The organism is Prolixibacteraceae bacterium (assembly GCA_019856515.1).
GTDB classification, from domain to species: domain Bacteria; phylum Bacteroidota; class Bacteroidia; order Bacteroidales; family Prolixibacteraceae; genus Halosquirtibacter; species Halosquirtibacter xylanolyticus.
Map to the genome: position 1 here is coordinate 3,864,514 of CP082230.1, position 25,522 is coordinate 3,890,035.

Genomic DNA, 25,522 nt, shown 5'->3' on the forward strand with positions numbered 1-25,522 from the left:
ATTAAAATAAATTAATAATTGGTTAAAATTAATTATTATTGTTAACCGTCTGTTGTTATATAGTATGACAACACTCTCTCCGTAACTATGATTTCATTATGATAATTATTGTTGTCATAATCAATATATGTTGTCCCGTTATGAATTACTATCCCATTGTTATATAGGTTAGTCCCAAATCAATATTGTATTATTACAAAATGCCCAAATTTGTATATCGTTCCATTCTATTGGCTATATCTAGGTCACTAGAAAGACAATACAGATCGTATTGAATGTGATTGTCATTATGATTTACACGAATAAAATGTTGTTATTGGATGTTAAATCACGACATTACGTTTTAAGCCTTCTTATATTGCTTACGAAATGATCACTTTTCTGTTAAGTTCTCGTAAACTATTTGATTATAAATGGTTTTTTAGGTATTTTTGCCCTGCATTTTAATTTAGAATTGATCAAAATAATTAAAGATGGCAAATACAAAGAAAGCCTTACTTATGATCCTTGATGGTTGGGGTATTGGCGATAAATCAAAATCAGATGCAATTTTCAATACACCGACTCCTTTTATTGATTCGTTGATTGAGAAGTATCCAAATAGTCAACTTCTTACTTCAGGAGAGAATGTAGGTCTTCCTGATGGACAGATGGGTAACTCTGAGGTTGGGCACTTAAATATTGGTGCAGGTCGTGTGGTATACCAAGACCTTGTGAAGATTAACAAAGCAATTGAAGAGGATACGCTTAAGAATAATGAGCAGATCCAAAAAGCATATAACTACGCAAAAGAGAATAACAAGAATGTTCATCTAATTGGTCTTGTTGGACCTGGAGGAGTTCACGCTTTAACTAAGCATATGACAGCACTTGCAGAAGTTGCTGGAAGTATGGGATTAGAGAATGTTTATGTTCATGGTTTAACTGATGGACGTGATACTGACCCTAAGTCAGCTTATGGTTACGTAAAGGAAGCATTAGAGTCGTTAGAGGGTACTCCAGCTAAGTTTGTCTCTTTGATCGGACGTTACTTCGGTATGGATCGTGATGAGAATTGGGAACGTGTTAAGTTGATGTATGATCAGCTAACAAAAGGAGAAGGCGAGAAGTCAACAGATCTTTTAGCTTCTATCCAAGCTTCATATGATGCAGGGGTGAATGACGAGTTCATTAAGCCAGTTGTTACTGTGGATGCAGATGGTAATGCAGAAGGATTGATTCAAGAAGGAGATGTCGTTATCTGTTATAACTACCGTACAGACCGTCTACGTCAATTGACTCGTGTTTTCACACAAGAGGATCATTCTGATTTTGGAATGAAAACAATGGATGTGGAGTGGTACACCATGACTACTTACAACGAGAGCTTTAAAGGCATCAATGTAATATTTGATAAAGCAAATATTACGGAAACTTTAGGGGAGATCGTGGAGAGAGCTGGTTTGAAGCAGATTCGTACTGCAGAGACTGAGAAGTTTGCACACGTAACCTTCTTCTTCTCAGGTGGTCGTGAATCAGAATTTGAAGGAGAGCGTCGTATTTTAGTTCCATCTCCAAAGGTGGCTACTTATGACCTACAGCCTGAGATGTCAGCGCCAATCGTAACAGGTAAGTTATTGCCAGAATTGGAAGCTCAATCAGCTGACTTTATCTGTTTGAATTTTGCAAACGGAGATATGGTAGGTCACACTGGAGATTATTCTGCTATAGAGAAAGCGATCTCTTCTGTTGACAACTGTGCAAAACAAGTTGTTGAAACGGCTCAAGCAAACGGTTATGATGTAGTAATTATTGCAGATCATGGTAATGCAGATAATGCATTAAACAAAGATGGTTCTGTGAATACTGCACACTCATTGAATCCAGTTCCATTTATTTGGGTTACTGATCAGAAAGATAAAAAAGTGAAGTCTGGTATTCTTGCCGACGTTGCTCCAACTATCTTAAACATCATGGGGCTTGAGATTCCAGCGGCCATGACAGGTCAAGTACTTATTGAAGAGTAAACCCATCAGGGTTCTAATCATATATTATAGAAGAAGCTGTCTGACTTATAGGCAGCTTCTTTTTATTTTGTTGGTTATCGTATAATGTGAGAAAGAAAGCTTGAAATATGAAAAAAACCTGTTTCTTTGCACGTTATTAAAAATGTGATGATTATTAATAAGAGGTATGTCTAAACGAGATTTCATCGAACTATTAGCCCCTGCCAAGAATTTAGAGTATGGCGTGGCTGCTTTTGATTATGGTGCGGATGCAGTATATATTGGGGGACCAAGCTTTGGTGCAAGAGCCAATGCAGGTAACAGTATACAAGATATTGAATCTTTAGTTCGTTATGCCCATCGTTATGATGGCGATGTGTTTATGGCATTGAATACCATTCTATATGACCATGAATTAGAAGAGGCTCACCGCATTATATGGGAAGCATATCATGCTGGTGTAGATGCTTTGATTGTTCAAGATATGGGAATATTAGAGATGGATTTACCTCCCATTTCATTACATGCAAGTACCCAAACCAATAACTTCACTTTAGAGAAAGTCTCTTTTCTTGAGAAGGTAGGTTTTGATAGGGTGGTATTGGCAAGAGAGTTATCTTTAGAGGAGATAACAAATATTGCTTCACATACTGATGTCGAGTTAGAGGCATTTATTCATGGAGCTTTATGTGTTAGCTTAAGTGGACAATGCTATATGAGTGCTTACAATGGTGCTCGTAGTGCCAACAGAGGAGCATGTGTTCAATCGTGTCGTAAAACTTACTCTTTAATAGATGCAAATGACACAAAATGGGTAGATAATAAGTACCTATTGTCATTAAAGGACATGAACCAAACCCATTCGTTAAAAGAGATGGTTGACAGTGGTGTCCAATCCCTCAAGATAGAGGGACGATTAAAAGACATCACATATCTGAAGAATTCTGTTGGACACTATCGTAGAAGTATAGATGAGATATTAAATAATGACCATACTAAAAGACGAAGTTCTGTTGGTAAGACGGTCTATGATTTCACTCCTGATCCAAAGAAGAGTTTCTCTCGCGATTTTACACCATATTTTCTTAATGGAAAGCAAAATTCGATAGCGAACTTGGATACACCAAAGTCATTAGGAGAATATATTGGAGAGGTAGATGAGGTTTCTAAGAAATCTTTTACCATCAAATCCGAAGTAGAGTTAGCAAACAACGATGGTTTAGTCGTAGTGCAATCCAATGCACAGACCGAAGGCGTAAAAGTAAATACAGTGGAGCGAGATCGTATCTTTCCACAACGAATGATTCCACTATCTAAAGGAGATCAAGTCTATCGAAACTATAACCACCAATTTTTACACTCCTTAGAGAAGAGTCGTACATCACGAAAAAGAGCTCTACAGGTTGAGGTGACGGAGGGTCCAGAGATGATCACGATTCGATTTCATGTAGATGAGAATCGTTTTGTCGAGCAACAACTAGATAGAAAAGAGTTGGAGATAGCCAAGAATGAAGAGGCTGCAAAATCGAATATTGAGAAGCAACTATCGAAATTAGGAGATACTCCGTTCTATATGTCTCAATATCGTTTTGATCTTTCGAATGCTCCTTTTATTCCAAATAAAGTCTTGTCACAAGTACGACGTGAGTTAGTGGAAGCTTTAATTGGAATATTGGAAGAGACACATATCGATGGATCAACGTTTGTTCCGAATCATGTCCCTTATATTGAAAATGAGGTGGATTATAGGGCCAATGTGGCCAATCGTTTAGCTGTTCAGTTCTATGAAAGACATCAGGCAAAGGTCAAAGAGATGGCTTTAGAGATCTCGAAAGGCGCTCGAAAGAATAAGATGTTAATGCATACCAGATATTGCATCTTAAATGAGATAGGGAAGTGTATGAAGAGAGGTCATCAATTCGCACTTCCACTGATGCTTGTAGATGAAAAACAACAGTATCGTCTTGATTTTGACTGCAAGAACTGTTTTATGGAGATCTACAGTACCAAATAATAAAGTAACTTTTTAAGCAAGGATTGACCTTTAACGATTAATGTATCAAAAGGTTAGAAATATTTATATCTTTGCAGCAAATATATTTAAGATATCATAATGAAGCACAAATCAGGCTTTGTCAGTATTGTCGGTAACCCAAACGTAGGAAAATCGACATTGATGAATGGACTTGTTGGAGAGAAACTCTCTATTATTACAAGTAAGATGCAGACAACTCGTCACCGCATCAAGGGAATCGTAAATGGAGATGATTTCCAAATTATCTACTCGGATACCCCAGGTATCCTTAAACCAAACTATAAGCTTCAAGAGTCTATGTTGAAGTTTGTAGATTCAGCGCTTGTGGATGCAGATGTAATTCTTTACGTTACAGATGTATTTGAGAGATGGGATAAAAACCAAGAGTATCTTGAGAAGCTACAAGCAACAGATACTCCAATTCTTTTGGTTTTAAATAAGATTGATATCTCAGACCAAGAGACCGTAGATCAGTTGATCAAAGATTGGCAAGAGCGTCTTCCTAAGGCAGAGATACTTGTGATCTCGGCACTTAGAAAATTCAACCTTAACTACATCTTCGATCGTATCGTCGAACTTCTACCTGAAGCGCCTCCTTATTTCGAGAAGGATCAGCTAACAGACAAGAGTGAGCGTTTCTTTGTACAGGAGATCATCCGAGAGAAGATTTTGGTACACTATAAGAAAGAGATTCCTTACTCTGTGGAGATTGAAGTAGAGGAGTTCAAAGAGGAGCCAGAAATCATTAAGATACGTGCCATAATACACGTGATACGATCGAGCCAGAAAGGTATTATCATTGGACACCAAGGGTTAGGTCTACGTCGTGTAGGAACAGAAGCACGTAAGGATATGGAAGAGTTCTTCGGGAAACAAGTATTCCTTAAGACCATCGTTAAGGTCAACAAGGACTGGAGAGATAAAGACAATCAATTGAAGAACTTCGGATACAACGAATAAAATAACAACGAATATAAGCATGAGTGGTATAGTAGCTGTTGTAGGACGCCCAAATGTTGGGAAATCAACTCTTTTTAATCGTTTCACCGAATCACGTAAGGCCATTGTTAATGATGTGGCTGGAGTAACTCGTGATCGTAACTATGGTAAAGTAGAGTGGAATGGTAGAGAATTCTCTATCATTGATACAGGTGGGTATGTTCATGGATCAGATGATATCTTTGAAGATGCTATTCGCAAACAAGTACATTTGGCTATTGATGAAGCGGATGTTATCTTGTTTGTTGTGAATGTGGAAGATGGCATTACAGAGCTTGACAATGGAGTTGCCGAGCTACTTCGTAAGTCAGACAAAGAGTTCATACTAGTGGTGAATAAGGTGGATAACAACAAAAGGTCTCTAGATGCAACCGAGTTCTATTCGTTAGGATTGGGAGACTATTTTAATATCTCATCTATCAATGGTAGTGGAACAGGTGATCTTCTGGATGAAGTGGTTAATAAACTCCCAAAAGAAGTAGAGCAAGAAGATCTTGACCTTCCTCGTTTGGCTTTCGTTGGTCGTCCTAATGTAGGTAAATCATCTACCGTAAATGTACTTTTGGAAGAGGATCGTAATATTGTTACAGATTTAGCTGGAACAACACGTGACTCGATCTCTACACGTTTCTCTAAGTTTGGTCATGACTTCTTGATGGTGGACACGGCTGGATTACGTAAAAAACGTAATGTAAATGAAGATGTAGAATTTTACTCTACGCTTCGTGCTGTTAGAACTATTGAAAATTCAGATGTTTGTATTCTGATTCTTGATGCAACAAGAGGAGTGGAGGCACAGGATGTATCGATCTTCAACTTGATCCAACGTAACCGTAAAGGTTTGGTGGTGATGGTCAATAAGTGGGACTTGATTGAAGACAAAGATACCAATACTGTCAATGAGTTTAAGGAGAAGTTATTCCGTCGTTTTGCGCCGTTTGTGGACATTCCAATTGTCTTCACATCTGCGGTAACAAAACAACGTATTATCAAGGTACTTGAGGAAGCAATGGCTGTATATGAGAGACGTACTAAGCGTATTCAAACATCTGCTATTAATGATGTGATGCTACCGGTGATCGAAGCGTATCCACCACCTGCTTACAAAGGAAAGTATATCAAGATCAAGTATGCGATGCAACTTCCAACGCATGCTCCGACATTTGCTTTCTACTGTAACTTACCTCAGTATATCAAAGATCCATATAAAAGATATCTAGAGAATAAGTTTAGAGAGCATTTCGATTTAACAGGAGTTCCTATTCAGATCTTCTTTAGAAAGAAATAGTAAAGACCATATCTTGGTACAATATAAAAAAAGCACTGCCTATTATAGCAGTGCTTTTTTTATTAATAATCTATCTTGTTGAATTTGAGGAATTTTTCTGCTCTCGTGTAGCCCTCATCTAAACTTGTTCGAATTAACTTAAGTCCTTCGTCTGATTTCTTTTCGACGCCTCTTCCTTTATAGAGACAAACACCTCTTAGATAACTTGCCGCAACAGTTCCTTGTTGGTCTCCAACAGTTAACCAATCATAGGCTTTCTTGAAGTCTATCTTGGTTCCTTTGCCTTTATAGTAGCATCTCCCAACACAGTATATCCCGACGCGGTGATTGTGTTCCGCTGCCATCTTATAATATTTAAAGGCCATGGTGTCACACTGTTTTACACCTCCTCTACCTGTACGGTATAATTTAGCTAAATTACACATGGCATCTCCCATACCTTGTTCTGAAGCTTTTGCAAACATCTCACTAGCCTTAATGGTATCCTTTGGCAATCCTTTCCCACTCATATAGATCAAACCTAAGGCATTTAAAGCGTACCCATCTTTCTGTTCTGCATATTGAAAAATAGTTTCTAATGCTTTCTTGCGGGCAATCTCATCGTGTGAATGGTATAACACATACCTTGATCTTTGGACCATAAGTGAAGACTTGCGATCAGTAGCACCATTGCCTCTTACAGAAGAAACAGGAAGGAGAGACATAGCGATTGTTATAATAAGTAACCATCTCATATTCTGTCGATTTAAATAAAATTGTGCAAACGATTATGTAAAGTATGGTGCAATGATATAAAAAATATGAGGAGAAATCTAATATTACATAAACTTTCACTTTCTATATCTTTATTTTAAACGTGATTTTTATTTTTATTAACATTATCTTCTTATAGTTGTGTTTTACAGTCATTTATGTGTGACTTATGATTTATTCTAAATCTATATTTTTTTGTACTTTTGCATCAAAATAGAAAGGAGTATGCTTTATTTTCCTAATGCAAAGATTAATATAGGTCTAAATGTCATTTCAAAGCGAGAGGATGGTTTTCATAACTTATCCACACTCTTCTATCCCCTACAGTTATGTGATGGATTGGAGATCGTTGAAAATGGTTTGGATCACACTCGATTTACACAATCCGGTTTAACCATCGAGGGCGAATTGACTGATAATTTAGTTTATCTAGCTCTCTTACTCATAAAAGAGCGTTTTGAAATTCCCAATTTAGACATCCATCTACATAAGAAGATTCCGTTTGGAGCTGGTTTAGGTGGAGGATCTGCAGATGCGTCATTTATGCTAAAAGCATTAAATGAGATGTTTAACTTAGAGTTAAACACGCAAGAGCTCATCGATCTGTCTGTTCAACTCGGGAGTGATTGTCCATTTTTTATTATCAATACCCCCTGTTTCGCAACGGGTAGGGGGGAAGAGTTAGTTCCAACCGACTTGGATCTGTCAGGATATCGTTTGGTGCTGGTAAATCCTAACATTATGGTTTCCACACCAGAGGCATTTCGTTATGTTACACCACATGAGCCTTTCACCTCTTTAGAAGAGGCGATCCTCAATCCTCTACCATCATGGAAAGGGTTGGTTGAAAATGATTTCGAAAAGAGTGTATTTTGTCAATATCCAGCCATTCAAGAGTTAAAGACTAAACTTTATCAAGAGGGTGCTACCTACGTATCTATGAGTGGCAGTGGCTCCTCTGTGTTCGGAATATTCAAGAACACTGTGGCATGGAATAGAGAGGTAATCGACCCATCCTATTTTGTATGGGAAGAGATCATCAAATAAAGAATTTTATATCATAAAAAGAAGCATCATTGGATACAAAAGAATTAGCAAACTGTATTGATTCAAACCCTTTAGTGGTTACCTTAAAGGGGGATTTAAAAGAAGGCAAGAGCTTAAAATATAAATGTGAGGGGCTAAAAGGTTCTGCAGCACCAATGTATCTGTGGTCTGCAATATCTGAAAATAAAGGAGTTGGATTGTTTATTGCAAACGACCAGGAATCGGCAGCCTATTTTTATGATGATATACAAAGGTTTTATGCCCCAACGAATCTTCATTACTTCCCATCATCTCATCGTAGACACCTTGATTTAGATCGTATTGAAAGCGAGAATGTAATTCAACGAACCGATGTGTTAAATGCCATCAGTAGCAGCGATAAAGCTTTTGTTGTAACCTATCCTGAGGCACTTGCTGAGAAGATTGTTGAGGAGAAGACACTACAAACCATTACACTCCAGGTTCGTGTTAACGATAAATTAGACACCCCTTTTCTTCAAGAGACCCTTGAAGAGTATGGTTTTGAACGTGTCGATTTTGTATACGAACCAGGACAATACTCTATCCGAGGATCTATCGTGGACATCTTCTCATTCTCCAACGAGGACCCTTATCGTATTGACTTCTTCGGAGACGAGGTGGATTCCATACGTATCTTTGACATCGAATCACAGATCTCAAAGTCTCGAATCGAGCATGTTGCCATTGTTCCGAACATACAAGATGTGACCAAAGAGATAGAGAAATGCACCTTCTTCGATTTCATTGGAAAAGAGTGTTTGGTCATTGCACAAGACATCTCTTTTATTGGTGAGAAGATTGACCATTTCTACAACCACTCTCAAAGTTATATTGAGCGAAGTGAATCCGATGTAAATATCGATGATGCTTTGATCAATAGCACTGCTTATCTCCAAGCGATGAGTGCTGTTCGTACAATCGAATATGGACATAAAAATTACTTTAAAGAGTCCAATGTCTATACTTTTAACCTGTCGAACCAACCTCTATTTCATAAGAATTTTGACCTCTTAGCTGAAGATCTTCATAACCACAATTCTGAAGGCTATCGCAACCTTATTCTTTCGTCTAATACCAAACAGCTACAGCGAATCAGGGCGATATTCAATGATAAAGGGTATAGTGAGGAGTTCGAAGATATGCTCACCTCTGTCAGTGAAGGTTTTGTAGACCACGACCTTAAATTGTGTATCTATACAGACCACCAGATCTTTGAGCGTTACCACCGTTTCCGTCTGAAATCACAGAAGTCATCCAAGCTGGCCATCACCTTAAAAGAGTTGCAAAAGCTAAGTCCAGGAGACTATATTGTTCATATCGACCATGGAGTAGGGCAGTTTGCTGGTCTGGTTCGTACCGAAGAGAATGGGAAAGTACAAGAGTCATTACGACTCGTGTTTAAAGGAAACGATTCACTTCTTGTCAGTATCCATGCGCTTCATCGTATCTCTAAATATAAAGACAAAGATGGGACAGAACCCAAACTGAATAAGTTAGGTACCTCTGCATGGCAGAAGATGAAGTCTAAGACCAAGTCGAAAGTAAAAGATATTGCCAAAGATCTTATTGCACTTTATGCCAAAAGAAAACAGGAGCAAGGATTTGCTTTCACTGAGGATAGCTACCTCCAGCAAGAACTAGAAGCCTCTTTTATCTACGAAGATACGCCAGATCAAAACAAAGCGACCCTTGCTGTGAAGCAAGATATGGAGAAGCAGATACCTATGGATCGTCTGGTATGTGGTGATGTAGGGTTCGGAAAAACAGAGGTTGCAATACGTGCTGCTTTTAAGGCCGTTTGTGATAGTAAACAAGTGGCTGTTTTAGTCCCAACAACCATCTTGGCTTTCCAACACTATAAGACTTTTATACAGCGTTTGGAGGACCTTCCTTGTAACGTCGCATACCTATCTAGGATGCGTAAGCCTAAGGAGGTCAAAGAGGTGCTACAAGGCTTAAAAGAGGGTAAAATTGATATTGTTATCGGAACCCATAAATTGGTCGGTAAAGATGTGGCTTTTAAAGATCTAGGTCTATTGATCATTGACGAAGAGCAGAAGTTTGGTGTCGCGGTCAAAGAGAAGTTGAAGAAGTTCAAGGTGAATGTAGACACTCTGACTCTTACAGCCACACCAATCCCACGTACCCTGCAGTTTTCGCTAATGGGGGCACGTGATCTATCTGTGATCAACACCCCTCCACCGAACCGTTATCCTATTTTAACCGAAGTACATGGTTTCAACGAAGAGATAATCAAAGAGTCTATCGAATATGAACTGGAGCGTGGTGGACAGGTCTTCTTTATCAACAACCGTGTACAAAACATCCACGAAGTGGAGGCCATGATACAACGTGTCTGTCCAGGGGTTAGAACCATCGTAGGACATGGGCAGATGGATGGGGCCTCTTTAGAGAAGGTCATGCTATCGTTTATTGCAGGGGAGTATGATGTGTTGATTGCCACCACCATCATCGAATCGGGATTAGATATCCCTAATGCCAATACTATTATTATCAACCATGCCCATCAATTTGGGTTGAGTGAGCTACACCAGTTAAGGGGACGTGTGGGACGATCTAATAAGAAAGCATTTTGCTATCTTTTAGCACCTCCAATGTCCTCTCTTCCTGCCGAGTCACGTCGTCGTTTAGAGGCCATAGAGGAGTTTTCGGAGCTAGGTAGTGGTTTTAACATATCGATGCAAGATCTTGATATTCGTGGTGCTGGTAACATGCTTGGTGGGGAGCAGAGTGGTTTTATTGCCGACATTGGTTTTGAAACCTATCAGCGTATTTTGAATGAAGCCATTCACGAACTGAAAACAGAAGAGTTCAAAGATATATTTGATGACGAGAAAGAGAACGACAAAGAGGCGCGCAAAGCCTTTATGAATGTATCCTATGTGCAAGATTGTCAAATAGAGACAGATATGGAGCTGCTGTTTCCTAGCGACTATGTGGAGAACACTGCGGAGCGTATGATTCTATATAATGAATTAGACAATATTGAGCGTGTCGAAGATCTAAACCTCTTTATTCAGAATACGGAAGACCGATTCGGTAAGATGCCTGAAGAGGCTACTGAGTTGACTAAAATAGTACAGCTAAGATGGGCTGCACAAAGTATCGGTATTGAGAAGATACGTTTGAAGAAAAAGCGTATGATCCTTGATTTTATCTCCGATCCACAATCACCATTCTATAGCTCTGCTGAGTTTACTGCTATTTTGCAGTGGCTACAACAGAACCCCGGCAAGGCGGGAATGAAACAGGAGAAAGATCGAATACGATTGACTTTCATCAAGATATTCGATGTCAACGATGCTTTGGAGGCCATGAAGTCTTTATCTCAGACAAAACAGGTTCCATTAAAATAGACTAAAATAAAGAAGCCCAAGCTCTGTTCAGAACTTGGGCTTCTCTTTATATGTTGAATCATTACGTGCTAACCATACTATAATACCTATTTATTGATGAAGTAAACTATCAGGTCTTGCATATACATTCTGTATAATAGATCATGAACATTCAGCTCATTCAAGTTGGTAACCCGTATTGTCGATAGACATCAATGACTATTTAATCAACTTAGAGATCGCTTTAAAAGCAGGTGCTTTTGCCGATCCTGCCAATTCAAATAGGATTGATTCATAAGTTGTCAATGTAATTCCTTCTGATTCGAAACGACGTAAAGCCACCTTCTTATCCGACTTCTTACGTGAGTCTACTGCATCCACCACCACAATCGGATTGTATCCAGCATCTTTCAAATCAAGTGCCGTCTGTAATACACAAATATGTGATTCAATACCTGTGATAATCACATTCTTCGCTTCGTTGGCATGCAAGAAACTTTTACACATCTCGTGACCATAACAACTAAAGTCAGCCTTGTCAAATGAGATGAAATCTTCCACCAACGACTTAATTTCTTCTATGGTCTCTCCCAATCCCTTCGGATACTGCTGTGAAAAGATCGTAGGCACTCCAAGCTCCTTCAACCCAGAGATAACAATCTGATTATTCTTAATGACCTCCTTCTTGTTACGCATTACAGGAACCAATTTCTCCTGTAGATCGATGATCAACGCAACGCTGTTTTCTCTTGTGATTCTCATTGAACGATAGCTCTTAGTTGTATAAATCAGTTATTTTTCGCCTGTCTTTTCGACTTCTCTCCTAAATAGCCACCATGGTGTCTTTTGGCATATTGCTCATTGGTAAATTCGATCTTTTTCATGGTCAAATTCACTAGAATATCCCCGATCACAGTCATGGTAGTTGTGGAGGTACTAGGGGTTAATCCTAATGGACACAACTCCTTTGGGTCTCCTGTAAGAAGAACAATATCAGCAATATTTGCAAGTTCGCTATCTCCCTTTGAAGTGATCACAATTAGTGGCAATCCTGGGTATAGATTTTCTGCTAGGTGCACCAACTTGACAATCTCACTCGTTCGTCCAGAGTTGGAAATCAATAGCAACACATCATTAGGTTGAATCACTCCAAGATCTCCATGTTGTGCTTCACTAGGGTGAAGAAAGATCGATGGTGTTCCTGTCGAACAGAAAGTCGTTGAGATGTTTAAAGCAATTTGACCTGCTTTACCCATTCCACTTGTTACTAACTTTCCGCCTTTTTTCTGGACGTGTAGCTCTATAATCTCAATAGCTTTCTCGAAATCATTGTCCTGTGGAATATTTAATACAGCCTGTGCTTCACGTTGTAGTAAATCTGCGATAATATTTTTCACTTTATATAAAGATATAACGATGGGTGACTACGATATTTATTTCACCAATACAATATCGAAATAGATCATGATCATTCGCAATATTGTATTGAGTTTATTCATAGAAACAAAGAATATTTTCTCTCTTTTCTTCTGCAAAAGTAACTCAAAAAGGCTGTGTATGAAAAAGTTTATGTTATTTATTTAAACGACCTACAAAAAATAAAGGCTGTAAATGTGCAAAGCCAATCGATAATTTGTATTTTTCACATGGAATTCTTTCCCTATATTTACTAGGGAGATACGATAATATATTCGTGACATTTTAAACTACTTAAGAGATGGCCTTTAAAGAATTAACTGAATTTGTAGATCAATTAGATCGAGAGGGAGAACTGATACGAGTCAAGGAGAAAGTCTCCCCTGACATGGAAATTACCGAAATTGTCGACCGTTTTTCTAAAAGCGATCGTGGTGGTAAGGCACTATTGTTCGAAAACAATGGAACCGAATTCCCTGTTTTAATCAATGCTATGGGATCTACAAAAAGAATATCTATGGCCTTAGGGTGTTTTACTCTCGACCAAGTAGGTGAGCGTATCGACCACGTCTTCTCCGAACTAACATCACCGAAACTGAGTTGGTTCGATAAGTTTAAAATGATTCCAACATTAAAAGGAATCGCATCTTGGATGCCCCAAAGATCTAAAGGCCGTGGGAAATGTCAAGAGGTGGTTCTTAAAGGAGAGGATGTCGATCTATCTAAGCTGCCAATATTAAGATGTTGGCCTGCCGATGGGGGACCTTTCATTACCCTTCCTTGTGTGGTAACGGAGGATCCTGACACAAAAATTCGAAATGTAGGAATGTATCGTATGCAGGTTTTAGACAATAAAACCACTGGAATGCACTGGCATAAGCATAAAACGGGAGCTCGACATTATAATCGACATAAAGAACTAGGCACCAAGATGCCCGTTTCTGTTGTCCTTGGTGGCGACCCTTCTCTAATATTTTCTGCCACTGCTCCGCTTCCAGATAATATCGATGAGTATCTACTTGCTGGATTCCTTCGCGACGAAGCCGTCGACTTGGTTAAGTGTGTTACCAACGACCTCTATGTCCCATCGAATGCCGATATTATTATCGAAGGATATGTCGATCCCGAAGAGGAGTTAGTATGGGAAGGTCCATTTGGTGATCACACTGGATTCTACTCTCTAGCCGATTGGTATCCTCGATTCCATGTGACATGTATTACATACAAAAATAGAGCCATCTATCCTGCCACCATCGTAGGTATTCCACCGATGGAAGATGCATATATTCAACGTGCTTCAGAACGTATTTTCTTAGCCCCGATGAAATTGGTGATGGTGCCAGAGATTATCGATATGGATCTACCTCCTGCAGGAGTAGCCCACAATATTACCCTGGCACAGATAGACAAAACCTTTGCTGGACAAGCCAATAAGGTAGCCTATAGTATGTGGGGAGCTGGACAGATGATGTTCAACAAAGTTCTTGTGGTCACCAATGGTGAAAAAGCCAATGTACATAGCTATCGTCGTATTGCAAGAATCATCTCGAAGAATGTGAACGTCGCTCGTGATGTCTTCTTCTCTAAGGGACCAATGGATGTGCTAGACCACTCTTCTAACGCTTTTGCATATGGCTCTAAAATGGGGGTGGATGCCACCGAAAAACTACCTGAAGAGAAGGGGGGAGTAGATGAAAATGTCATCGAAGGCAAACCGATACACTTTGTTGCACCACTCTCTCAACCTAGTTACATTGAGTCGTTCGATGGATCACTTTGGGAAGATGGTATCTCAATATTGATTATCTCGGTCAATAAAGATGCCTCTTTCGATATAAAAGAGGCGAGCAGATATATTACAGAAGAGAAAGCATTTGCACCTGCTAAATTTATAGTAGTGGTCGATAATGGAGTCGATATCACAGACTATGATTTTGTGAGTTGGTACTGCTCTGGAAATATCGATCCACTAAGAGACTGTAAGATATATGACCCGTTCTTTCCGAACGGTCCAAGCCGTATGATTATTGACGGAACACGTAAGACAGAGACCAACGATGGTTTCCAACGATTGTGGCCAAATCCTGTTGTCTCTGATGATGAGATGATCGAGCAGGTAGACACAAGATGGGAACAACTAGGTCTTGGATCTTTTATCTCCTCACCATCAAAAAGATATAAATCACTTCAACGTGGTACAGGTGCAGTAGCCGAAGATATTGAATAAAATAACCCATCTTAATTGACTAAAAATGATGAATGCTTTTTTACGCTTTAACCTTATTTTGTTCATGATTATCTCTTTCAGTAAGTCAACACTTGCAGAAGAAATCGAACATAAATCCCACTCTAGCCTCTGGAGCTCAGTGTGGGATGAAAAGATCAATGATGTAGCATTTAAAAAAGTTGGAGCTTCGGTGAAGACCCCCTATACCATTCAGGAGTTGGTGGACATCCTTAATACAACCCTATTCTTAGGTATAGAGGTCGTAGGACAAAAAGCTGAAACGTTAATGATTAAGATTAACCAAGCTGAAGATTTAACCCAGCATATGGGGTCTAGTGGAGCGCGTACCTGTCTTGGAATTATCACCTTTACTTTAACCGAAAACAGCCGTGTCAAAAAAGTAGAGATGGATTTCGAATTTGGATCTCATGCCTCTCCTGGAACCTACTCTAGAGCCGATTTCATCCAAGCTTTCTAACCACATCTTATGAAGGTGTGATAGAGCCTGTATTCTATCTCATAACAATTAGATATTTGAGATGATAAACATATCATCTCAAATATATTTTGTTTAATCAAGCTACAAAAATGAAACAGTAGCCTTTCTCAATAGAAATACCCTTTAATGCCCTACAAACAAAATATCCTTGAAAGATACCCCTCATTTTACCTCCATAGAATTCTGAAGTGAACTATCGAAACTTACGAATATATCCTGTTCCGAAAGGTCACAAAAATACCATCATAATCACTCTACAAAAATCTAACCATAGTCTAACAGTATCCTAACGATAGTATCACAATATCTCCACCGAGTTTTCTTCATGCCATATCAATATTCTTTCAGAGGTCAAACAGTGGGTTGATAGTAGATTAAACCCTACTTTCCCCTGACTTAATCCGCCTTTAATACATCCCTAATCCGTCCTTAATCCGTCCTTAATCCGTCCTTTGTCCATGGTTTAGCCATGCTTCCTCCATGGTTTGTCCATCGATTTCGGGGTTTTTGATGGCTGAACCATGGATCAATGATGGACGAACTATGGACAAAGGACGGATTAAGATTAGATTAACGACGGATTGTGGACGGATTAAGTTGGGAGAAGGTATAGGGTATTCCCCTGTTTGGCTAGGTTGAATATCTAATTCGAGAGGGAGGTGGTGGTAGTGTAAATTACACTCTGTCTGGGGTATTGGGTGTTTTGATTTGGGGTGACTTAAGAGGTGTGGTTTGAAGAGGTTCTGGAAAATAGTTTGGTGGACCTATTTGTCTATTGGTTAGTAACGGGTGTTGATTGTTTGATTAGGGAAAAATGCCGATCATTTTTTATGACTAGAATTGGTGTTGTAGAGATGAAAAATGCTTACCTCACTATGTCGTGAGATAAGCATCTTCATGTTGTTTCTGCATTGAATACAGCTCTGTTATAGCAATAGCAAGCCATTAAAACACAAGATGGAGTCGTGATTTAATGTATGTTTCATTGTCTCCATGGGATTAAAAGACATCGAGCTGAAGACGTTTTTCTCGCTTCAATGTTTTGATGTATTTGTCCGCCTCTTCTGTGGTTAGGTTTCCATGTTTTCTCACAATCTCTTTAAGGCTCTCTTGGACCTCTTTGGCCATATGATTTTTATCGCCACAAATATATAGATGAGCGTTTTTGTGCTCTATCCACTCCCATAATAGACTTTGTTGTTCTGTGATACGATGTTGTACGTATACCTTTTGCTCCTTATCACGACTGAAAGCGGTGTCTATTCGACCCAGTGTTTTTTTGTTTTGGAATGCTTTCCACTCCGATTGATATAGGTAGTCGGATTCCCTCTTCTGTTCGCCGAAGAAGAGCCAGCTTTCGGGTTTTTTGCTTGATTCTAGTTGATCTATCTCTTGGAGAAAAGAGCGGAATGGAGCTACTCCTACACCTGCACCTATCATCACAATAGGGTGTTGAGGTTGGTTGGGCAGTTTGAATCCTTTGTTCGACTCAATAAAGATAGGCAGTAGCTGTCGCTCTTTGATTCTATCAGCAATAAATGTAGAGCAAGCCCCTTCTCTCTCTCTATTTTTTATCTCGTAACGAACGGTACGAATAGTAATATGTACCTGTTGGTCGACCTTCTTCATACTCGATGCAATGGAGTAGAGACGAGGATAGCGAGGAGTAAGAATCGTAATGAATTGATCAAATGTGATATCCGAAGGGAAATCATGCAGTAGATCAAGAATATCATGTCCGTGGAGGTACGCCAATTTTTCGTCTTTGTTTTGTAATAGCTTTTGCAATCCTTCGTGGTCTGTCAGCTTTTGGTATTTCTTTAGTAACATCGCATTGATCGAAGTGATCTCTACTAAGTGATGAAGAATGGACTCCGCAATTCTTAGGTGATCACGATAGAAGAATGGTGCATCTGCGTCTATTTTAAAGTGGGTGAGGATCGCTTGAACGAGTCGTGGTGGATTGTCATGGTGGATACCAAGAATATCACCTGGCTGGTAGGTCAAGCCTGATCCTTGTAGTGATAACTCTAGGTGGTATACCTCTTTGTTCGATGCATCTCCTGTGATGCGCTCCTTCTTGAGGACCCTAGCAGAGAATGGGTTCTTTCTGTCATAAACGGGGAATGTCTCGATCGATTCGGACAACTCTTGTTCGGATCTCTTTTGAGTTATTATTGATTCACTGTCCTCTCTGTTGTTATTGGATTGGGATATATGTTTTATGTCGTGATGGTGGTCTAAGGTTAACTCATCACTATTTTTCATGTTTTGTTGAAATTGTATGAGGTACTTAAGTGCCCACTCTTTTTCGTGTGTAGCCCATTGGTCAATGGTGCTTTGAATACTATCTATATTTGATGACATGTTTTTGTTTAAATATTTGAATCTTAGATGTTTGGTGTTGTGTCAACACCGCTTGTTATTTAGAACAAAAATAAATAATATCTTTGATTCTACTACAATAAAACCTTTACAAATAGGATATAAATAGTGAAATGTGGTCTGAATAGTTGATGTTTAAATACTATTTGTAAAGGTCTATCACATAAAAAAAACCATTAGTATGATTTAGTGTGCTTGAGTGTTAATTTGTGTATATTTGAACTTTGTGCTTAGTTATTTATGTTTTAAACCTAATTCCATTCTTTTTCCTTGTGGTGATATTTTTGAAAGGATGTGAATCGTAATATATATTTGAGATGAGAAAAATTACTTTTCTATTTATTGTTGTTCTTTCAATAGTGTCTTGTTCTGAGGAGAACAAACAGAGTAATATTGAAGCCCATGCGATGGAGCGACAGATTTTAGAAATTATTAGAGAGCATCATGTGAAAGAGGTCTATGTTCGAGATCGGGTGCCGATATTAAATCCTTACAACTCTTTTACAGATGATTTTGAAGTGGGAGGAGGTATGATTCGAGTAGATTTAAAATGGTACTATTTGAAGAGGGTTGAGAGGATGTATTTAGCTCCTGGAAATAGATACCAAGGGCTCGTGATCGATTTAAAGGAGGGTGAAGTAATAATGAGGATTTGATTTCGCCGTCTTGGAATCACTATTGTGTCGTTCTCGATTATTAGGAGAATGGTGTGTGCGTTTCGTTCGTGCCTTTTCAAATGGTTGCAAAGGAAGTTTACAATTATTTATCACGAAGGCCAAACATCGATAGTTGGAGTGAGAGATACGACTTACTAGTTTGAAGTGTATCTGTGGGATGGTTTGTTGTATGATACTCAAAAGAATAATAAATATGAGAAAAGTTATTTTCATTTTAATGATATTCCTCTCTTGCGCATGTAGTAAGACGCATTATATGACGGAAGAGGAGGCAATGGAAGCGAAGGTTTTAGAGGTGATTCGATCCAATAACGTGACAGGAGTCGTTATTGTAGAAGTAGATCAGTTATCTTGGGATCGTCCAGAGTTTATTGATTTTCAATTTCCCTCTTCTGGAACTATTGAAATATCCAACTGTAAAATCAAGGTAGAGGGGAAATGGTATAATTTACTGGATATATCAAGAATGGAGGTTCAAGATTTACAAAATATCCGTACGATATTACTGTACTACTCTAATTAATTAATTAATATAACACTTAGCAGCAACAAGGTGATGGACTTACTGATTGTTTTATCGGTTGTTATGGGAAGGGTTAAATCAATATACAATGAAAAAAGTTATTTTATTTTTTATGATCTTTCTTTCGTTTGCTTGTAGCAAAGAGGAGCTTCCGGTAGAAACGCAAACGGATCTATTGGAACATAGGCTGAAAAAGATGATTCATGATAATCATGTAAAAGAGATCACGGTATTAGATCATTTCGTTGTTGATTATTTTAATTTGTATTATACGCATGATTTTGAGGTGAAATCTGGAATGTTGAGAGTCGGAAGAATATGGTATAATTTATCGATTATTAAAGAAACTGAGTTGATCCCTAACGATCCTTTTCCTCGTCTTAAGATTAGGCTTAATCTTAATCATCGTTATTAAAGTCGGATTTAGAGTGGCTAGGTTTTATACTCCAATGTTTGGAAGGAGCCTTCTACATTGTATCATGATATAATGTAGAAGATATCATGATACAATGTCAAGTCTGTTTAAAGAAGAAATCCAATAATGATATCTCCTCTCCAGTCGATAGCTTTTGTTCCTGCATGTTCATATTGTTTGTCATGCCACCAGGTTTTACCAACTCCGATTTGTCCTTCCAGGTAGAACCAGTTAAATGTTCTACGTATTCCCCACATTATATTACAATCTATCCCATAAGGATTAATATCATTCCAGTATTTATTGCTGGTAATGTTTTTATGAATATATCCTATTTCAGCAGTTACAAAACTTGCGCTATTACCTTTTGTGTCTTTCCCTTTACTTTCTCTCATCAGAATATTGTAGTAATAGCGATACCCCAGATAGATAGATGGTCTAATATATGCTTCGGTATCTTCTATTGACCAGTAGGTTTTGAGTGACAGATCCATTGTGCTTTTGTCCCCGATCTTCTTCTCTACACCAAAACCTGGTTTTAATGTCAGGTTAATTTTGAAAAGGTCTTCCGTTCCTGTTCCTTGTGCTTTTGTGTTTAGACTAGCCATCGTAATTGCTAGTAGTAGAATGATTTTTTTCATTTAGGTTGTGTTTATATGATTTACTCCCCCCATATTGGTCATTGTTGTGGGTATAAAAGTAACATAATATCACATCTGAATGATAAATAATGTTGATTTATCTGTTTGTGGGTTGAATAAATGTTAATATAACAGTATTCTTGACTTGAATATGTAATATAACGATCACATTGTTCCTCTCTCTTTAGATATTGATTATTAGCTTCTAGCCCTTACTTCGCCCTTATTATGCTACTTTATGATTTTGTGATAATATGGTACTATTTTAATAAACCAACTGTATTAAATTAATGTTAATATATGTATTTACATGTTTATGTTTGTATCTTTGAGAGTGGGTGGTCAAATTACCTTTGAGATGTTATTTAAGTTATAACCTAAATCCGATAATTTAATTTTTATGAAAGAACTCCTATTTTTCCTTATTCTCCTTTTTGTTGGTAATGTTTATTCCCAGACTGTTGAAGGGGGGGATTTGAATGAACTTGGTTTTGACGTGATCGAGAAAGAGATCATTGATACGGCAAAGGTTGATATCTTCTATACGTTAGATTTTCGTTTAGATCCTAAGAAACCAGAGAAAATGAAACATGCGCAGACTTTCTTGCAGATAGGTAAACACTCGCGATGTTTTAAAGATTACAATGAATTCCTTTCTGATTCGGTGAATGATGATTGTGCTAAAAAATCACTTAGTGCGATGGAGGGGATGATGAAATTGATGTCTGTGATGAAAAGACGCAAGTATCAAAAGACTATTTTGTTTGGTGTTGAAGAAGGGCAGTTGGTGAAGCGTCATGATATATATCCTTCCATCTATGAATATCGGGATAGTATTCCTTTGTTTGATTGGATTATCACCGAAAGAGATAGTACGATTCTGAATTACAAATGTAAGATGGCAACGTGTCATTATCGTGGACGCGACTATGAGGCATGGTTTGCTGAGGGTATCTCTATGCCCTATGGTCCAGATGTTTTTGGAGGATTACCAGGTTTAATAATGGATGTTCATGACACCCAATATCATTATCACTTCCAATTGAATGGATTATATCCTGTGGACCATCTTCAATTAATTTATGCAACGAATGATGAGAAAGTGATTGCCTCTACAAGATCGCGAACAAGAAAGATATATGAGCATACAAGAAAGTTTCCAGCAGAAGCAATGAAGCAAGCTTTCCCTGATGATGAATTGACAGCTGATGATATTGCTAATATTAAGCCGAAGCCTTACAATCCAATGGAATTAGAGTAGAGGTGAATTAGCATCAACTGTTTGTCATTTCTTCCATTGTATCGTACTCTTATTTTTGATATAAATGTATAAAATGGAATATATTTGTTAAATTAATGTTAGATGTACACAAAATGACACCATAATACTTAATAAATGTTTATAATAGTTATTATATTGTAACTGAAAGGAGATTGCTGAAAAGCCTTTAATAAATATATAAAGTGAGTAGGCATTAATAAACTAATTTAAATTTTTTATGAAAAAGATTATTTTATGCGCGGCCTTTATTTTAAGTGTGGCTGGAATTGCCAATGCTGTAACAATTACGACTTCTTGTGGACATACTGAAAATGTACCAAATTCCAATTTTAAATCAACGGGAGAGATGGTGCAATATGCATTAGCTTTAGAAGCTGAATATTGTGATTAATAAAGTATTATTAGGTAAGAGCTATAGTATTGATGCTATAGCTCTTTTTTTATAAAGATATGAAACTATTCATTTTATTTTACTTGTTGATCTTTGTTACATTTGGTGGTTACAGCCAAAGTATTAAAGGACGTGATTTCGGTAATCTGACTTTTAAAATAGTCGAGAAACATATAGTTGATACAGCTAAAGTTAATATATTTTACACGTTAGATTTTCGTTTAGATCCTAAGAAACCAGAGAAAATGAAACATGCGCAGACTTTCTTGCAGATAGGTAAACACTCGCGATGTTTTAAAGATTACAATGATTTTTTATCAGATTCCATTAACGATGATTGTGCTACGAATTCAATTAATTCGTCAAGTGGAATAATTCAACTTATGAATGTTGGGCGGAAAATCAAGTATTACGAGATGGTTATGCATGGCTATTTAGATGGTAAATTACTAAGACGCCAAAAGGGGGTTCTTGTACAGAGATATGAATTTGAGGATAGTATTCCTTTGTTTGATTGGATTATAACCGAAAGAGATAGTACGATTCTGAATTACAAATGTAAGATGGCAACGTGTCATTATCGGGGACGCGACTATGAGGCATGGTTTGCAGAGGGTATCTCTATGCCTTATGGTCCAGATGTTTTTGGTGGATTGCCAGGTTTAATCATGGATATTCATGATACTCAGGATCATTATCATTTCAAATTAAATGGGCTTTATACACTGAATCATACCCAATTGATATATAAAAAGATAAGTAATAAAGTCATTCCATCTTCGAGAAAGAAGGCACGAAAGGTGTATAAGTATAGCCGGGAGTTTCCTGCACAAGCGATTGAACATGCTTTTCCAAACCCGAATAGATCTTTAGAAGCAATGGCTAAATTAAAACCCAAGCCCTATAATCCAATGGAATTAGAATAAAATATGATTAGATATATTACTATCGTAATAACCGTTATTAGCCTTTTCTCTTTGAGCGTTTATGCCGAGAAATCGAAGGGACTGGAAGGGTTGGTGGTGGATGCCAAGAGTTTGAGGCCTATTCCGAATGTTATATGTAAACTTTATGGGGCTTCGGATAAGATGTTAGGCTATTTTCTTACGGGTACCAAAGGAGAATATCACATTAAGGCATATCCTGAAGCGAAGCGTGTTACATATGCACATATGGGATATAAGACCTTTTCTATTTCGTATGAAGAGGCGCTTACAAACCATCGTGTTAAGCTATATACGGAGGTGCAGAATATTGCACAGGTGACAGTGGATGTGCCTCCTATTCGGGCTACGAAAGATACGATTCGATACAATGTGGGGTCGTTTGTAGAGAAGAAAGATCGTACGATTGGAGATGTATTGAAGAAACTGCCGGGTATTGAGGTGAGCAAGAATGGTACGGTGAAGTATCAGGGTGAAGCCATCAGCCGTTTCTATATTGAAGGCAAAGATCTTTTGGGAGGGGCCTATAATCAGGCGACCAATAGTTTGCCTGTAGATGCAGTGGCTCAGGTGCAGATTATGGAGCATCATCAACATAAAAGGGCTTTAGAGGGGACGGTTCCTCCAAGACAAGCTGCACTGAATGTTACGATAAAGAAGGGGCATAAGATGCGTATGTTTGGCGAGTTGAAAGGAGGAGTTGGTATGCCTTGGACATCGTGGGATAATAGTGTTTTTCTGATGAGAGTGAATCCGAAACATCAAGCACTGATTACAGGAAAGATGAATAATACTGGTAAAGATTTATCGGGTGAAACGAGCAATCGGTTGGATTACTCGAATCTATCTACCTTTGATATGCTACCTGAGGATCTATATGGTGAGCTAGGGGTAAGACAGATTCCTCTGCCCGCATCCCGTTATTTGGATAATAACTCCTATAGTGTGGGGGTAAATGAGCTATTTTCGTTTTCTAAGCAGACTACGTTGAGGGCCAATGCATCTTATTATGGTGATCGAACAGATCAATCGATGAGCATGTATCAACGATATGGTGTGGATAACCCAGTGACTGTACAATCATTGCAACAAGGGCTTTATAAGACAGATAGGGTGGTTCCACAGTTGCAGTTTGAGCATAATGGAGATAATCTTTATATCGAAGATAAGATGAAAGCGTCTTTTTCTTGGCAGAGGCAAGATTATCGTGTGGTACAAAATGGAAATCAACGGAGACAGGAGAACCGTCAGTCTCCTAACTATATGGATAATACCATGGATATGACCTTGCGTAAAGACAATTTGCTTTTGTCTATGCGTATGTTGTTGCGGTATTATGATGGAGAGAGTCAAATGGATGTATTGGGATCGTCTTCGTCAAAGCAGAAGATGAGTCCTTGGATTCACCAAGTCGCTGATCGAAATTATTGGGTTGCGAAGGGGAATGTCGGGATAGGTTCTTTAAATGGAAAAAGAGAGTTTAAAGTGGGGATTGACTACCTGATGAAACAAGATCATTTAACTCCTATTGGAGACTATGATCTTGTAGGTGATCCATTAGGTAAAACCGTGTCGGGTAATCAAACCAAGAGTGAATATAGTGTTGGAATGAACCCATCGTATAAATGGCGTTTTAAGGAGGGCTACGTTCATTTTGAAGTCCCTTTTGAGGTGGAGAAGTTGGGATGGGAAACGAGGAAAGAGACGAAGGATCATTATTACCTTTCGTATCATCCTAAGGTTTACTTTAACTATGAGTATTTGGACTTATGGGAGTTTCGTTTAGATACTTCTTACGATAGTGATGCTTCCCATGATTTTGTGGTGACACAAACTCCTTTCTTTAAGGATTATCGTACGTTGTATAGAAATCAATTGGATATGGACCAGTGGTTTGATCGTGTATCACGTTTTAAAGCCGGAGGGTCAATTCGGTATAAAGATTTGGCTACGATGTTTTTTGCGAGCTTGAGTGGGACCTATTATAAGAATTGGTCTCATCAATATCATGATTATCGTTATTCGTCGCAGCTGACAGAGATATTGCCTACCTGGGGGAGCAATAAGAGCGAGTTTATTTATGTCAGTGGGTTAATCGATAAGACGCTGTATGGTGCAGGATTAACACTGAAGTTGAAGGGAGATTATAACAACTATTTATCCTTATTTTCACAGAATGGTACATTGTTTTATAATCGTTCTCAGATTGTTACAGGGACTTTTACTACAATCTTTAAGAAGATTAAGTGGTTTTCGGCCAATTATAAGTTGGTGGGTAACTATATGTGGCAAAAGTATGATGGTGTAGTCACCGATCCTTTACGAAGTTATACGCATAGAATGGATCTTTATTTATATCCGACAAAGAGCGTCACTTTCTCTGTGGCAGGAGACTATACAGACAGAGAGGTGGCAAAGGATCGTTTTGAGGACTTCTTCTTTATGGATGCTGAGGTGAAATGGAGTCCTAGTAAGCGATATGATTTGTCCTTTGTGATGTCGAACCTATTTGATCAAGATCAGTATGAGGTTGGCACGGAGTCGGGGATGAACTATAGTTATACTCGATTGCCTTTAAGAGAACGCGTGTTGATGCTTAAGATGGCTTTTCGATTATAATACGGATTACATCTTTAAA

Annotated in this window: 20 protein-coding genes; 15 read left to right on the plus strand and 5 right to left on the minus strand. The window is 38.2% G+C overall.

What is annotated here, in order from left to right; genetic code table 11:
• Positions 1-473 precede the first annotated feature (473 nt).
• From gpmI to der, 4 genes are all read left to right on the plus strand, one after another.
• Entirely contained in the window at positions 474-2,006 is a 1,533-nt protein-coding gene (gpmI, locus tag K5X82_14235; protein QZT36405.1) for a 2,3-bisphosphoglycerate-independent phosphoglycerate mutase, read from the plus strand.
• A gap of 166 nt (positions 2,007-2,172) precedes the next feature.
• A complete protein-coding gene (locus K5X82_14240) occupies positions 2,173-3,999 on the plus strand; it encodes a U32 family peptidase (protein ID QZT36406.1) in 1,827 nt (608 codons plus the stop codon).
• 99 nt (positions 4,000-4,098) lie between these two features.
• Positions 4,099-4,980 carry a GTPase Era gene (gene era, locus K5X82_14245; GenBank protein ID QZT36407.1) on the plus strand — a complete coding sequence of 294 codons (882 nt, stop codon included), beginning with the start codon at positions 4,099-4,101 and terminating at the stop codon, positions 4,978-4,980.
• A 19-nt stretch (positions 4,981-4,999) separates the two neighbouring features.
• Entirely contained in the window at positions 5,000-6,307 is a 1,308-nt protein-coding gene (gene der, locus K5X82_14250) for a ribosome biogenesis GTPase Der (GenBank protein ID QZT36408.1), read from the plus strand.
• 62 nt (positions 6,308-6,369) lie between these two features.
• On the opposite strand, the gene K5X82_14255 is transcribed toward der, so the two are convergent.
• A complete protein-coding gene (locus K5X82_14255) occupies positions 6,370-7,041 on the minus strand; it encodes a sel1 repeat family protein (protein ID QZT36409.1) in 672 nt (223 codons plus the stop codon).
• Positions 7,042-7,285: 244 nt separating this feature from the next.
• On the opposite strand from K5X82_14255, the gene ispE reads away from it, so the two are divergent.
• Positions 7,286-8,107 carry a 4-(cytidine 5'-diphospho)-2-C-methyl-D-erythritol kinase gene (gene ispE / locus K5X82_14260; GenBank protein QZT36410.1) on the plus strand — a complete coding sequence of 274 codons (822 nt, stop codon included), beginning with the start codon at positions 7,286-7,288 and terminating at the stop codon, positions 8,105-8,107.
• A 29-nt stretch (positions 8,108-8,136) separates the two neighbouring features.
• Positions 8,137-11,505 carry a transcription-repair coupling factor gene (gene mfd, locus K5X82_14265; protein ID QZT36411.1) on the plus strand — a complete coding sequence of 1,123 codons (3,369 nt, stop codon included), beginning with the start codon at positions 8,137-8,139 and terminating at the stop codon, positions 11,503-11,505.
• 198 nt (positions 11,506-11,703) lie between these two features.
• On the opposite strand, the gene K5X82_14270 is transcribed toward mfd, so the two are convergent.
• Together K5X82_14270 and K5X82_14275 are read right to left on the minus strand one after the other, a co-directional pair.
• A complete protein-coding gene (locus K5X82_14270) occupies positions 11,704-12,246 on the minus strand; it encodes an isochorismatase family protein (GenBank protein ID QZT36412.1) in 543 nt (180 codons plus the stop codon).
• Positions 12,247-12,272: 26 nt separating this feature from the next.
• Entirely contained in the window at positions 12,273-12,881 is a 609-nt protein-coding gene (locus tag K5X82_14275) for an SIS domain-containing protein (GenBank protein QZT36413.1), read from the minus strand.
• Positions 12,882-13,201: 320 nt separating this feature from the next.
• Between K5X82_14275 and K5X82_14280 the strand changes: the two genes are divergently transcribed.
• The gene (locus K5X82_14280) at positions 13,202-15,127 is read left to right on the plus strand and encodes a menaquinone biosynthesis decarboxylase (GenBank protein QZT36414.1); all 1,926 of its coding nucleotides are present in this window, start codon (positions 13,202-13,204) and stop codon (positions 15,125-15,127) included.
• 25 nt (positions 15,128-15,152) lie between these two features.
• On the plus strand, positions 15,153-15,605 hold the full coding sequence (locus K5X82_14285) for a hypothetical protein (protein ID QZT36415.1): 453 nt from the start codon (positions 15,153-15,155) through the stop codon (positions 15,603-15,605).
• 1,020 nt (positions 15,606-16,625) lie between these two features.
• Here K5X82_14285 and K5X82_14290 read toward each other — a convergent pair.
• Positions 16,626-17,993: a hypothetical protein gene (locus tag K5X82_14290; protein ID QZT36416.1), complete on the minus strand. Its 1,368-nt coding sequence runs from the start codon at positions 17,991-17,993 to the stop codon at positions 16,626-16,628.
• Positions 17,994-18,328: 335 nt separating this feature from the next.
• On the opposite strand from K5X82_14290, the gene K5X82_14295 reads away from it, so the two are divergent.
• The 3 genes from K5X82_14295 (at position 18,329) to K5X82_14305 (ending at position 19,626) form a co-directional block, all read left to right on the plus strand.
• A complete protein-coding gene (locus K5X82_14295; protein ID QZT36417.1) occupies positions 18,329-18,667 on the plus strand; it encodes a hypothetical protein in 339 nt (112 codons plus the stop codon).
• 214 nt (positions 18,668-18,881) lie between these two features.
• Positions 18,882-19,211, plus strand: a complete 330-nt coding sequence (locus K5X82_14300) for a hypothetical protein (protein QZT36418.1) — start codon at positions 18,882-18,884, stop codon at positions 19,209-19,211.
• A gap of 88 nt (positions 19,212-19,299) precedes the next feature.
• Positions 19,300-19,626 (plus strand): hypothetical protein, encoded by a 327-nt coding sequence (locus K5X82_14305; GenBank protein ID QZT36419.1) that lies wholly within the window; start codon positions 19,300-19,302, stop codon positions 19,624-19,626.
• Between the two features lie 107 nt (positions 19,627-19,733).
• Here K5X82_14305 and K5X82_14310 read toward each other — a convergent pair whose 3' ends face one another.
• Positions 19,734-20,267 carry a DUF3575 domain-containing protein gene (locus K5X82_14310; GenBank protein ID QZT36420.1) on the minus strand — a complete coding sequence of 178 codons (534 nt, stop codon included), beginning with the start codon at positions 20,265-20,267 and terminating at the stop codon, positions 19,734-19,736.
• 400 nt (positions 20,268-20,667) lie between these two features.
• Between K5X82_14310 and K5X82_14315 the strand changes: the two genes are divergently transcribed.
• The 4 genes from K5X82_14315 to K5X82_14330 all read left to right on the plus strand — a co-directional run bounded on the left by K5X82_14315 (position 20,668) and on the right by K5X82_14330 (position 25,503).
• Positions 20,668-21,528 carry a GLPGLI family protein gene (locus K5X82_14315; protein QZT36421.1) on the plus strand — a complete coding sequence of 287 codons (861 nt, stop codon included), beginning with the start codon at positions 20,668-20,670 and terminating at the stop codon, positions 21,526-21,528.
• A gap of 238 nt (positions 21,529-21,766) precedes the next feature.
• Complete coding sequence (locus K5X82_14320) at positions 21,767-21,940, plus strand: hypothetical protein (protein QZT36422.1); 174 nt, start codon at positions 21,767-21,769, stop codon at positions 21,938-21,940.
• Positions 21,941-21,999: 59 nt separating this feature from the next.
• Positions 22,000-22,866: a GLPGLI family protein gene (locus K5X82_14325; protein ID QZT36423.1), complete on the plus strand. Its 867-nt coding sequence runs from the start codon at positions 22,000-22,002 to the stop codon at positions 22,864-22,866.
• A gap of 3 nt (positions 22,867-22,869) precedes the next feature.
• Positions 22,870-25,503: a hypothetical protein gene (locus K5X82_14330; GenBank protein ID QZT36424.1), complete on the plus strand. Its 2,634-nt coding sequence runs from the start codon at positions 22,870-22,872 to the stop codon at positions 25,501-25,503.
• The last annotated feature ends 19 nt before the right edge of the window (positions 25,504-25,522 follow it).